This window comes from Pseudomonas sp. URIL14HWK12:I6 (assembly GCF_000514195.1).
GTDB classification, from domain to species: domain Bacteria; phylum Pseudomonadota; class Gammaproteobacteria; order Pseudomonadales; family Pseudomonadaceae; genus Aquipseudomonas; species Aquipseudomonas putida_A.
Genome location: NZ_AZVL01000006.1, coordinates 301,907 through 314,205, shown reverse-complemented (window position 1 = coordinate 314,205; position 12,299 = coordinate 301,907). Strand labels below are relative to the sequence as shown.

Genomic DNA, 12,299 nt, shown 5'->3' with positions numbered 1-12,299 from the left:
GGTCACGAGTCAGTACCCGAATTTCTTGACGACCATAGAGCGTTGGAACCACCTGATCCCATCCCGAACTCAGAAGTGAAACGATGCATCGCCGATGGTAGTGTGGGGTTTCCCCATGTGAGAGTAGGTCATCGTCAAGATTAAATTCCGAAACCCCAATTGCGAAAGCAGTTGGGGTTTTGTTTTGCCCGCAGGAAAGTATTTTTACTTAGGCAGCGAACAATTTTGCACAGTTATTTTCGAATCAGAACACTAGAATAACCCCCATCTTTTTCGGAGCCAGAGCCTTTATGTCAGATCCGGTTGACGCCCAAGGGCTGTCAGATTTACCGCTGGAAGACTTGGTGGCCTGTCATGAGTGCGACCTGCTGATGCGCAAGCCCAAGCTCGCCCATGGCGAGAAAGCACTCTGCCCGCGCTGCGGTTACGAGTTGTACGCCCATCGCCATAATGTGGTGCAGCGCAGCCTTGCCTTGGTGATCGCAGCATTATTGCTGTACATCCCGGCAAACTTTTTACCCATCATGCAACTCAATATCCTCGGACAATCTTCGCAGGATACGGTGTGGAGCGGCGTGCTCGGCTTGTTCAATACGGACATGCAGGGCGTTTCGATCGTTGTATTCCTGTGCAGTATGGCTATTCCGTTGCTGAAGTTGCTGTGCCAGTTATTCGTTTTGCTGACGATTCGATTCAACGTCGGACGCAGTTACGGCTTATTGCTCTACCGCATTTATCACCACCTCAAAGACTGGGGAATGCTCGAGGTCTACCTCATGGGCGTCCTCGTGGCGATCGTCAAACTGGCGGACATGGCGGCCATCACCGTCGGCCTCGGTCTGGCGTGTTTCATCGGTTTGTTGTTGGTTCAGGTCTGGCTGGAAGTGGTGATGTCACCGCATCAGATCTGGCAGGCGTTATCAGGAGAGGATGCCCATGCGGGCGATTGATGCGGGCATTCTGATCTGTACCGAATGCCATGAATTGAACAAACGGGATGCGGACACCGACGAGCAGACCTGCACCCGCTGCGGTGCGCTGGTTCACGCTCGTCGTCCGAACAGTCTGGCCCGAACCTGGGCCCTGCTGATCACGGCTGCGATTATCTACATCCCGGCCAATGTGTTGCCGATCATGACGGTCAGTTCGCTGGGGCAGGGCGATCCCAGCACCATCATGTCCGGCGTGATCCAGTTGGTGCAGCACGGCATGATCCCGATTGCCGCCGTGGTGTTCATCGCCAGTATTCTGGTGCCGACCTTCAAACTGGTGGGCATCGCACTGCTGCTGTTTTCGGTGCAGCGGCGTCAGCCGTTGTCCGCGCGGCAGCGGATCTGGATGTACCGCTTCATCGAGTTCATCGGTCGCTGGTCGATGCTCGATATCTTTGTGATCGCCATTCTGGTGGCGGTCGTCAACTTCGGCCGGCTTGCCAGTGTCGAAGCCAACCTTGGCGCCATCGCCTTCGCCAGTGTGGTGATTCTGACGATGCTTGCCGCAGTAACTTTCGATCCCCGACTGATTTGGGATAACACGGAGTCGGACGACGACCATGACTGATTTGCCTGTAGCGAAAACTCGACCGGCCTCGAACTGGTCTGCCATTTGGGTACTGCCTCTGATTGCCCTGATCATCGGTGGCTGGCTCGGCTGGCGTGCCTATAACGAAACCGGTATCGAGATTCAGGTGCGTTTCGAAAGCGGTGAAGGCATCCAGGCCAACAAGACCGAAGTGGTCTACAAGGGCATGCCGGTAGGTAAGGTGAAGACGCTCAAACTTGATGACGAGGGCAATTCCAAAGGGGTGATTGCCACCGTCGAGATGAACAAGGACGTCGAGCAATACCTCAAGACCAGCACGCGCTTCTGGCTGGTGAAACCGAGCGTGACCCTGGCCGGCATCACCGGTCTGGAAACCCTGGTTTCAGGTAACTACGTGGCCATCAGTCCCGGTGAAGGCGAGCCGACCCGCAAGTTCAAGGCGCTGGCCGAAGAGCCGCCGCTATCGGACTCCAAGCCCGGCCTGCACCTGACGATCAAGGCCGATCGCCTCGGTTCGCTGAACCGCGGCAGTCCGGTGTTCTACAAGCAGATCAAAGTCGGTCAGATCAAAAGCTACGTGCTGTCTGAAGACCAGAGCACCGTTGAGCTCAAAGTGTTCATCGAGCCGACCTACGCCAAACTGGTGCGCAAACACACACGTTTCTGGAATGCCAGCGGCATCAGCATCGACGCCAACCTGTCCGGGGTGAAGGTACGCAGCGAATCTCTGGCGAGCATCGTCGCCGGGGGTATCGCCTTCGCCACACCAGAGAATCGCAAGGACAGTCCGCCCACCGATCCAAGCCTGCCGTTCCGTCTCTATGAGGACTTCGACGCCGCCGCTGCCGGTATTCGGGTCAAGGTCAAACTCAGTGACTTCGAAGGCTTGCAGGCCGGCCGTACGCCGGTGATGTACAAGGGCATTCAGGTCGGCAACATGAAAGCGTTGAAAATCGATCCGGATCTGAACAGCGCCACCGCCGAGCTGACGCTCGATCCTCTGGCCGAAGACTATCTGGTCGAAGGCACGCAGTTCTGGGTGGTCAAACCGTCGATTTCCCTGGCCGGTATCACCGGACTCGAAGCGTTGGTGAAAGGTAACTACATTGCCGTGCGTCCGGGCGACAAAGGTGCCGCGCCGAAACGCGAATTCGAGGCGCGGCCAAAAGCGCCGCCGCTGGATCTGCGTTCGCCGGGTCTGCACCTGGTGCTGTTCACCGATGTTCTCGGTTCGATCGAAGTCGGCAGTCCGATTCTGTACAAACAGGTCAAGGTCGGTTCGGTACAGAGCTATCAGTTCTCCAAGACCAAAAAGCAAATCGTCATTGGCGTGCATATCGAGAAGGAGTACGAAAACCTGGTCAACGCGTCGACACGCTTCTGGAATGTCAGCGGCATCACCCTCACCGGTGGTCTGACAGGTGGTATTCAAGTGAAGAGCGAGTCTTTGCAGACATTGATGGCCGGCGGTATTGCTTTCGAAACACCGCAAGCCAAGGCGCCGCTGCAAAAGCGTATTCCACGCTTCCGTCTGTTCGCCAACCATGATGAAGCCAACCAGAAAGGCACGCTGGTGACGATCAAGGTCGACCGCGCCGATGGTTTGCGTCCGGGCACACCGATTCGTTTCAAAGGCCTGGATGTCGGCAAGATTGAAGACGTCGATCTGACCGACGATTTGCAAGCCGTGATGATTACCGCGCGGATCACCGAAGTACCGGAGCGCATTGCGCGGGTCGGCAGTCAGTTCTGGGTGGTCAAGCCGGAGTTGGGGCTGATCAAGACCCAGAATCTGGAAACCCTGGTCACCGGGCAATATGTGGAAGTGCAGCCGGCGGCGAAAAATCTCGGCCCGCAGAAGAACTTCGTTGCGCTGGCCAGTCCGCCGGAAGTGAGCAAGCAGGAGGCTGGATTGAGTCTGGTGTTGAGCGCCGCGCGCCGTGGCTCGCTGAAACCGGGCGTACCCGTGACCTACCGCGAAATCACCGTGGGCAAGGTCACCGGTTATGAGCTGGGCCAGACCGCTGATCGCGTGTTGGTGCACATTTTGATCGAGCCGAAATACGCGCCGTTGGTGCGCAGCGGCAGCCGATTCTGGAACACCAGTGGTGTCGGTTTCGACATCGGTCTGTTCAATGGTCTGACGGTACGCACGGAGTCGCTGGAGACAGCGATTCAGGGTGGTATCGCCTTCGCTACGCCGGACGGTGAGCGCATGGGCACCCCGGCACGGGCTGAGCAGACGTTCCCGTTGTTCGACAAGTTCGAGGATGAGTGGCTGACCTGGGCGCCGAAGATTTCGCTCGGTAAGTAATCCGGAATTGATGTGGCGTCTGGGAGGACGCCTTCGCGAGCAGGCTCGCTCCCACAGTGGATGGGTGGTGTACACAAAAATCAAGTTCGACGCTAATTCCTGTGGGAGCGAGCCTGCTCGCGAAGAGGCCTCAAAGCTCAGCACAAATTCCCAGCCATAAAAAAGGGCCGCGATCCCAACAGATCGCGGCCCTTTTTGGTTTTCAGCTAAAGTCGATCAAACCTCATCCAGCTCCGGCTCATCGGCTTGCACATTGACGGTGGCCTTCACCACATCATGCCGGCGGATGTACTTCCAGTCCGCCTCGTCGATGTAGATCCCCGCCGGGCCGCTGCCGCCCTCCAGGTCGATGGCGACACTGGCGCAGACCTGCGGCTTCACACTCGCCAGAATCGGCACGAAGCCCAATTGCAGGCTGGTTTCCAGCAGCGCTGCCTGGTTTTTCTCGTCGATGTCCGCCGCCTCGTCGAGGTAGTACGGCAGGCGCACGCGACCGGCCAAGTCGCGATCCATCAAGTGCAGCAACAAGTACATGTTGGTCAGCGCCTTGATGGTCATGGTCGTACCGTTGGAGGCCGCGCCGTCGATGTCGGTGTGAATCACCGGTTGACCGTTGACCTTGGTGATCTCGAACGCCAGCTCGAACAAGTCCTTGAGACCGAGCTGGTTGTGGTTCGCCGCCACCAGCCGCGCCAGGTACTCCTTGGCCTCTTCGTTCTTGTTGTCCTGTTCGGCGCTCTGGCTCAGATCGAACACCGACAGGGTTTCGCCTTCTTCGTACTGACCGGCGCTGTGGATGATCTGGTCGATGTGCTTGAGCGCTTCCTTGTTCGGCGCCAGGACGATGCGGAAGCTCTGCAGGTTGGAGACCTGACGCTTGTTGATCTCGCGGTTGAACAGCGCCAGTTGATGCTCGAGGCTGTCGTAGTCGCTGCGGATGTTGCGCAGGGTCCGGGCGATGTCGGTGACCGCCGCACGCCGGGCCTTGCCCAGCGTCAGGGCTTCGTCGGTACGGTGCGCGTAAGCGTTGATCAGCAGCGACAGACGGCGCTCCATGTCGTCTTCGCTGTCGAACTTGGCCACGCCCTTGAGGCGCACCTGCGCGTACAGCGCTTCGATCTGACCGTCGGCGCGCAGCAAGCCTTGCCAGCTGTCCTGATAGTCGTTGAGCAGCGGTAGCAGGTTGTCCATCGAATCATCGACCGGATCCATGAACGGCGTACCGAACGGCAGGTCCGCCGGCAGCAACTGACGGCGGCGCAGGGCGTCGTCGAGGGTGCGCTGCTTGGCTTCCATGTCGGCGATCTGCCGACCGACCAGTTGCAGCTTGGCCGACAGTTGCTGGACGCGCTCGGTGAACGCATCGCTGGAGCGCTTGAGTTCGTCCTGCGCGGCTTCCATCTGCGCCAGTTGCTCAAGCTTGTCGCCTTCTTCGGCGCTCAAGGTCTGGGTGCGACGGAAATCTTCCAGGGCTTTCTGCGCATCCAGCACTTGCTGGTACAGCGCTTCGGTCTGGGTCTTGCTCGCGGCGCGGTCGGCGGCCACGGCCTGCTGGGTCTTGAGTTGCTTGAGTTCTTTTTCCAGACGCTCTTTCTGGTCACGCAGCGCGGCGCGGTCGGCCAGCGCTTGCAGAGCCGGCGGCTCGATGTGCGAGATGTCGATCGACAGCCCCGGCACTTCGAAGCGCTCGCCCTTGAAACCGTCGAGAATCAGCTCGACCGATTTGACCCACTCGCCATTCTCGTCGAGGGTGATACCGTGCTCGCCCAGCGGCAGGCTGAACAGCGCGCTGTTGAACAGGCGCATCAGGCGCTCGACGTCCTGCTGCGAGAATTCTTCACGCAGGCGGGCGTAGCTGTTGTTGTCGGCGTGATCGAGTTGCTGCTTCACCGACTTCAGGCGTTTTTCCAGATCGCGCAGACGCTCTTCCAGATCCTCGGCGCTGAACTGCCGGGACTGTGCCAGCGCACCGGCCAGTTCGTCGTGCGCGTCCTTGGCGGCGAGCAGTTGCTGCTCCAGCACTTTGACGTCATCGACCAGCGCGAAGCGGTTCTTCAGCACCGACAACTCGCCGAGCCAGCGCTGGATGCCCGAGATTTCCCGCTCCAGGCGCATCAGTTCCTGCGTGCCACCGCGCTGATCGTTTTGCAGATCGTCCTGCTCGCGACGGTAGTGCTCGGCCTGAATCGTCAGCTCTTCCTTGCGTGCCGTGGCGTAATCCGACCAGGTGCCAAGTAACGAATCGAGCAGCGGCGACAGGCGATGCAGTTTGCCACGCAGCACATCGCGCTGTTTCACGCCGTTGGCCAGAGCTTCGACCAATGGGCCGGCAGCGACCAGCGAGTTGTAGTCCTGCTCCATCCGGCGCACATCGCGGAAGGCTTCTTCGCACGCGGCGATGTAGTCGACGCTGCCGGAACGCAGGCTGTGCTCGAAGGCATCGAGGAACAACTGCTTGAGCTTGGCCGCAGTGATTTCACGCATGTGCAGCAGGTTGATGAACAGCGCGCGGAAGGTCTTCAGGCTCTGCTCGCTGGTGGAGCGCAGCGGAATCAGGGTCAGATCCAGCGGGATCGAGGTGTGCCCGCCCACCAGCAAACGACGCAGTTCGTCCGGCTTGAGTTCGTAGGCTTTCAGGCCTTCTTTCTCAAGGTTGCTGAACAGTTCTTTTTGACGCAGGCAAGTGTCGTTCTTCTGGTAATGCGCCAGGTCGAGCTTGCCAGCGTAGGCGAAGAACTGGTGACCGAAACCACCGCCCGGGCCACGGCCGACCACGCCGATCACGTGCGGGCCGTGCGGTAGATTGACTTCGACGAGGATGTAACTGGTGTCGGAGGCGAAGTAGAAACGCCGCGATTGCTCCAGGCTGTACTTGCCGAAACTCATGTCCGACATGCGCGCCAGAATCGGGAACTGCAAGGCGTTGATCGACGCCGATTTCCCGAGGTTGTTCGCGCCGTAGACCGACAACGGTTCTTCCAGCGGGAACAGGCCGAGGCTGTAACCGGCGGTGTTCAAAAGGGCAAAGCGGCGGATGCCGTAGCGTTCCTGGCTCATGCATCGGACTCCTGTTCTTCGGCAATGGCGCGGGCCAGTGCGTCTTCTTCGCTCTCTTCTTCAAATTCGCTGAGATCGAGCGGATCGTCGGTCTCGAGGAATTTGGCTTCGGCTTCTTCGTCGATCAGCACCGGTGCCGGCAGCGGCAGCACGCTGTGCACGCTGGCTGCCAGATCGCGGTCCTGCTGCACCGACAGGCACACATCGAGGAAACGGTGCATCGGCGGCAGGAAACGGTACACGCCGTTTTCTTCACCGGCGAAACCGAGCTGAGTCATGCGGCGCATGATTTTTTCTTCGAGTTCTTCGACGGTCTGCACTTCGGCCTGGATGAACAGGTCGCGGTATTTGTCCAGCAACGACGGCAGTTCTTCACGGCCGAGGCTGCCACCGTCGAGCACGGCGATCGGATCGCGGCCCTGATCGGCCAGATGCTCGACGAGGATGAAGGTGAACAGCGCCAGGCGCTGAGCGGTCTTGTTCACCGCCGCAGCGGCCATGTCCGGCACGAAGTAGTAGAAACCACGGGTGTCGCAGACCAGTTCGAAGCCGAGTGCCTTGAACAGCGTGCGGTATTGATCCTGGAAGTTCGACAGTTGCGCGTACAGTTCCGGGTCGCGGCGGCTGACGTGATAGCCCTTGAACAGCTCGCGGAAGATCGGCGCCAGTTGGGACAGTTCGGATAGATCAAGATGCATTGGGGATGCTCGCAGAATCCTCGGCGGCGGCAGGGTCGCGGGCCGAGAGCAGGGCGAAGGAGCGCAGGCTGACCTGATGCTCGTGAGTGTGGTATTCGCGGCGTTCCAGACGCTCGCGGGTGAAGCGTTTTTCCCGCGACAGACGCGAGAACCAGTAGAGCAATTCGTCGGTGGCGCCGTCCGGTTCCTGCTCCAGCAACCAAGTCATCAGATCCGGCATCGGCAGGGACTCTTCGCAACGCTCGACCATCTCGCGCACGGTGCGCGGTGCACGCGGGGCATCGCCGGATTTCTGGGTCTTGTGCGCCTTGGGGAAGCGCGCCGGTTTCGGCTCGAAACGCGCCAGGGCGTAGACGTAGGCCTCGACCTGACTGGCGCTGCCGAGGAAGGTGCTTTGCGGCCGCGTGAACAGAGGCATCGCCGCTTGCGGCACGGCGTCGATGCCTTTGCGGCGAATCGCCGCCAGCGCCAGCGCTGCACCACGGGTCACGGCGTTGTGCCGGCGCGCCTCTTCACGCAGCGGCAGCAGCAGTTCGCGGGCGTGGCGCAGGGTCAACTGGGCGCTGGTCTGCATTTCGAGGATGCGCGCGTGGGTGCGCAGCAGCATGTCGTCATCGACCAGATGACCGAGGCGCTGCTGTTCGCTGAGCATCTTCAGCAGCACGGTTTCGACCTTGCGCACGCCTTGTTCGAAGGCGCCGTCGGCGTTCACCAGGTCGATCATCGGCTCGACGTATTCGTCCCAGGTCGCCAGCACTTCGGCGTATCGCTGACGCAGCGGAATCTGCCGGTCGCTGGTCTTGGCCCGTTCGGCCACGGCGACCAGTGCCTGCTCGTCGTTGTCGAGTTTCTTCAGCACGTCGCGCACGCGCATGTCGAGCAAACGCAGCTGACGGGCGAGATCGTTGCCGTCGCGCACATCGAACGCGTCCTGAATGTAGCCGGCCAGACGTTCGAGGTGACGCAAGTAGGCTTCGATTTCCAGGCACAGGCCCAGACGGTGCTCACGGCGCAGGTAGGCGAGGAAGTCGTGGATCTGCGCGTTGAGCTCGAAACGGTTCGGGCTTTTCGCCACGGGCACCAGAATGTCCAGGCGAATCCACACGTCGAGCAGGCTGGTGATGTCCTGCGGCGTGCTGTCCAGTTGTTGGGCGGCCAGTTGCGTGCGCAGTTCGTTGAGGCTCAGGGTGCCCTGGTCGAAGTGCTCGCACAGTGGCTCCAGAAGTGCCCAGTGTTCAGCGAGGGCGCGCAAGACGCGCTTGGGTTCGATCATCGGAATGGCCGGCTGGTTGGCGATTAAAAGCCGCGATTGTACTGCATCACGAGGGATGCGATTCACTCTCGGGACGGGCTGTCGCATTTTCTCAGGGAGCGAGCCCAGGTAAAGGCTATCGATCAACAGCAAGCGATCTTGAACGAAGGGCTGTAGAATCAGCCCACTTCAGTTATCCACAAGTGGCCGACCCTTTGCTTATCGAGTCCCGCCGCCGCGCCTATTTGAACGCCATGCAGGTGGTCAACTGGCTGCCGCGCACCGAATTGCCTTTCGCCGCCCCGTCGCGGCCCGAGCTGCTGGACATGCCCGAGCCTGAACCAGAGGTCGTGGTGATGCCGGTTGTGCAGGCCGAAGCTCCGGTGCAGCCTGCCGCCCGTCCGGTCGAACGGCCGAAGATCGAAGTGCCGCGCCCGTCGCTCGCCAGTACCCGCAATGGCGCCAAACCGGTGGAAGAGGTCGAGGAGGCGCCAGTTGTCGCCAGACCCGCGCCCGTGCCGCCACCGCGTTTTGCCCTGCAGTTGCTGCGCGCCGGGGCTTGCCTGCTGCTGGTCGAGTTACCCACAGGCGAAGCGTTCCAGAGCCGCGATCCGGCCTATCTGCTGCTTAAAGACATGTTGCGCGCCGCCGGTCTGCCGGATGCGCCACAAATTGTCGGCGAACCGGTGCGCTGGCCGTGGCTGAACCGCGGAACCATGGATCAAGGTCCGGAAGCGGCACGCGACTTCGTTCAGGGTTTCCTCTCGGTACAGATGGAAGCGGCACCTTGCGCCTGCCTGTGGTTGATTGGCCTGCCGGCGGTGCGCTTTGCCGGTGAAGCGGACGCTGAAGCGTTCAACAGTGAGTTGCAGATCGAGGGCTTGGGCCTGGCCTGGGCCATTCCCGGTCTGGAATTGTTAATGGAAGAGCCACAGCGCAAAGCCGCTGTGTGGCAAGCCATGCGTCGGCTGATGGCGCGCTGGAAACCATCGAATGAGTGAAGCTGTATCGTTCCGCCCGATGACCGAGGCGGACCTGGACGCGGTATTGAAGATCGAATACGCGGCGTACAGCCATCCCTGGACCCGCGGGATTTTTCTCGACGGGCTGGGCAAATACCAGATCTGGCTGATGTTCGAAGGCCAGCAACAGGTCGGCCATGGCGTGGTGCAGATCATTCTCGACGAGGCGCATCTGCTGAATATCACGGTCAAACCGGAGAATCAGGGACGGGGGCTGGGGCTGACGCTGCTCGAGCATCTGATGTCGCGGGCGTATGCGGCCTCTGCCCGGGAATGCTTCCTGGAAGTGCGCGACAGCAATACCGCAGCGTTCAAGTTGTATGAGCGCTATGGTTTCAATGAGATTGGCCGGCGTCGCGATTATTATCCGGCGGTGGGCGGGCGCGAAGACGCCGTAGTGATGGCCTGCACCCTGGTCGACTGATCTTGTTTAAAAGCTTCGCGAGCAAGCCCGCTCCCACATTGGTTTTGAGCCGAGTCTCAATTCCCTGTGGGGGCTGGCTTGCTCGCGAAGGCTTCCTTACAGGCAATACAGATCAGCGATTGCCATCCAGCGGATCTCGCCGCGCCAGCTCCGCCTCATCCAGACCATTGCCGCCGCCGATGTCATCCTCATCGACAATGCTCAGATCCCAATCGGCCTGATTGCCCTCGCCAGCCTCTTCGGCATCGCGTGCGCCATCCTCGTGAATCAGTGTTTCCGGGCTCAAGTCATCGTCGGTCGGTTCATGATCAGCCGTCGATGCACCGGTAAGCCCGGCCTCGCGCACCCGTTCAGCGGGCATCAGTTGCTCGCGTTCACGTTCCGGAATCTCGTCACCGATTTTCGCGCTGGGTTCGTCTTCATCGAAATCCAGCTCATGCACAGAGCCCATGCGGTCTTCGTTGTCATCGATGGGTTCCGGTTGCACCGCATCGAACGGACGTCGTGAATCAGTCATGGCAAATCCTCATACTGTGGGCCTTACTGAGTGGACTCACCGGGCACCCGAGAATTCCAAAGAAAAACACCTGCGGTTCTTGCGTGACCCCGACGGGCGGTCGTCTGTCATACCAGCGCATCTTTCTTGAGGCCTTAACCATGCACGACTTACAAGACCTGATTGATAACAACGAGCGTTGGGCTGACGCGATCACCAAGGAAGACCCGGATTTCTTCGCCAAGCTGGCGCGCCAGCAGACCCCGGAATATCTGTGGATCGGCTGCTCCGACGCACGGGTGCCGGCCAACGAGATCGTCGGCATGCTGCCGGGCGATCTGTTCGTACACCGCAACGTCGCCAACGTGGTGCTGCACACCGACCTCAATTGCCTGTCGGTGATCCAGTACGCGGTTGATGTGCTCAAGGTCAAACATATCCTGGTTACCGGCCACTATGGCTGCGGCGGTGTGCGCGCCTCGATGCAGGATCGCCAGTTCGGTCTGATCGATGGCTGGCTGCGCTCGATCCGTGACCTGTATTACGAAAAACGAGAAGAACTGGCCAAGCTGCCGACCGAGGAAGAACAGGTCGACCGGCTGTGCGAGCTCAACGTCGTCCAGCAAGTGGCCAACGTCGCCCACACCAGCATCATCCAGAACGCCTGGCACCGCGGCCAGAGCCTGTCGATTCACGGCTGCATTTACGGCATCAAGGACGGTCGCTGGAAAAGCCTGAACACCACCATCAGCGGTTTCGAGCAACTGCCGCCGCAATATCGTCTGCGTCCGGTCGGGGCGTTGTAATCCCGATCAGTGTGGATGCCGCCAGTGCTGCAGAAAGTGCTGGCCCTCGATACTGGGTGGCTCATCGTAGCCGGTGATCCACCCACGACAGCGCGGCGAGCCACAGGTGCAGGCGAACTGTTGCAGCAAACGGTCTTCGGTGGCGGCGAAGTCGATGGTCAGGCGTTCACCCGGCTGAATGTCGCGAAGTGCCCACAGCCACAGCTCACTCATGTCCAGAAACACATTCGGATCGCAGGCGTGTTCGAGCAACCCGCAAAAGCGCGGGTCGTAGAGATGGATGCCGGCCAGTAACTGGCGCGTCTGTCGACAACGATAGGGCAGCAGTTGCCCGGAAACCCGACACATCCGGGTGATGCGCAAGAACGCCCGGCGCGCCACCACTGCCGCGTGACCATGGTGGTCCTGCACAATCTCGAAATCCTCGGTGGATGGGAAACCCAGACGCACCGGCAATCCGGCAAACGGGTAGATGCCGGGGGCGTCGCGTGGGATGTTGTGTTGATGGGCCTGATTATTCATAACGGTCCCTGTCGGCAAATGCTGCGACTTCCCTGGTCTGACGTCCTGTCAGCGCTGCAACATGTTTGGATCCAATATTCCGGTGTATCCCTCAAACTGTCTACTGTCAGATCTGACAGGCGTGATTGGCTGCTCCCCGCGTCAGCATTGACTGACACGGGAAGCT

The 12,299-nt window shown here is 60.2% G+C and carries 11 protein-coding genes and 1 rRNA gene; 7 read left to right on the top strand and 5 right to left on the bottom strand.

Annotated features, from left to right (window positions below):
- Positions 1-24: 24 nt before the first annotated feature.
- The 4 genes from rrf (at position 25) to H043_RS0113220 (ending at position 3,856) form a co-directional block, all read left to right on the top strand.
- Positions 25-140, top strand: a 5S ribosomal RNA gene (rrf, locus tag H043_RS0113235).
- A 150-nt stretch (positions 141-290) separates the two neighbouring features.
- The gene (locus H043_RS0113230) at positions 291-950 is read left to right on the top strand and encodes a paraquat-inducible protein A (RefSeq protein ID WP_027612261.1); all 660 of its coding nucleotides are present in this window, start codon (positions 291-293) and stop codon (positions 948-950) included.
- Positions 937-1,560, top strand: a complete 624-nt coding sequence (locus H043_RS0113225) for a paraquat-inducible protein A (protein ID WP_027612260.1) — start codon at positions 937-939, stop codon at positions 1,558-1,560. Before H043_RS0113230 ends, H043_RS0113225 begins: the two co-directional genes overlap by 14 nt.
- Positions 1,553-3,856 carry a PqiB family protein gene (locus H043_RS0113220; protein WP_027612259.1) on the top strand — a complete coding sequence of 768 codons (2,304 nt, stop codon included), beginning with the start codon at positions 1,553-1,555 and terminating at the stop codon, positions 3,854-3,856. Before H043_RS0113225 ends, H043_RS0113220 begins: the two co-directional genes overlap by 8 nt.
- Positions 3,857-4,072: 216 nt before the next feature.
- Here H043_RS0113220 and mksF read toward each other — a convergent pair whose 3' ends face one another.
- From mksF to mksB, 3 genes are read right to left on the bottom strand one after another with little or no spacing between them, the layout of a single operon-like run.
- Positions 4,073-6,913 (bottom strand): Mks condensin complex protein MksF, encoded by a 2,841-nt coding sequence (gene mksF, locus H043_RS0113215; protein WP_027612258.1) that lies wholly within the window; start codon positions 6,911-6,913, stop codon positions 4,073-4,075.
- Positions 6,910-7,611 (bottom strand): Mks condensin complex protein MksE, encoded by a 702-nt coding sequence (gene mksE, locus H043_RS0113210; protein WP_016773189.1) that lies wholly within the window; start codon positions 7,609-7,611, stop codon positions 6,910-6,912. Before mksE ends, mksF begins: the two co-directional genes overlap by 4 nt.
- Entirely contained in the window at positions 7,601-8,884 is a 1,284-nt protein-coding gene (gene mksB, locus H043_RS0113205) for an Mks condensin complex protein MksB (RefSeq protein ID WP_047296550.1), read from the bottom strand. The genes mksE and mksB overlap by 11 nt, the downstream gene beginning before the upstream one ends.
- Before the next feature lie 233 nt (positions 8,885-9,117).
- Here mksB and H043_RS0113200 point away from each other — a divergent pair, with 233 nt between their 5' ends.
- Together H043_RS0113200 and rimI are read left to right on the top strand one after the other, a co-directional pair.
- Complete coding sequence (locus tag H043_RS0113200) at positions 9,118-9,864, top strand: hypothetical protein (protein ID WP_027612256.1); 747 nt, start codon at positions 9,118-9,120, stop codon at positions 9,862-9,864.
- On the top strand, positions 9,857-10,309 hold the full coding sequence (rimI, locus tag H043_RS0113195) for a ribosomal protein S18-alanine N-acetyltransferase (protein WP_027612255.1): 453 nt from the start codon (positions 9,857-9,859) through the stop codon (positions 10,307-10,309). The genes H043_RS0113200 and rimI overlap by 8 nt, the downstream gene beginning before the upstream one ends.
- Positions 10,310-10,421: 112 nt before the next feature.
- Here rimI and H043_RS0113190 read toward each other — a convergent pair whose 3' ends face one another.
- A complete protein-coding gene (locus H043_RS0113190) occupies positions 10,422-10,826 on the bottom strand; it encodes a hypothetical protein (RefSeq protein WP_027612254.1) in 405 nt (134 codons plus the stop codon).
- Positions 10,827-10,966: 140 nt separating this feature from the next.
- On the opposite strand from H043_RS0113190, the gene can reads away from it, so the two are divergent.
- Positions 10,967-11,611, top strand: a complete 645-nt coding sequence (can, locus tag H043_RS0113185; RefSeq protein ID WP_003228196.1) for a carbonate dehydratase — start codon at positions 10,967-10,969, stop codon at positions 11,609-11,611.
- Positions 11,612-11,617: 6 nt separating this feature from the next.
- Here can and H043_RS0113180 read toward each other — a convergent pair whose 3' ends face one another.
- The gene (locus H043_RS0113180) at positions 11,618-12,133 is read right to left on the bottom strand and encodes an SET domain-containing protein-lysine N-methyltransferase (RefSeq protein ID WP_027612253.1); all 516 of its coding nucleotides are present in this window, start codon (positions 12,131-12,133) and stop codon (positions 11,618-11,620) included.
- Positions 12,134-12,299 lie beyond the last annotated feature (166 nt).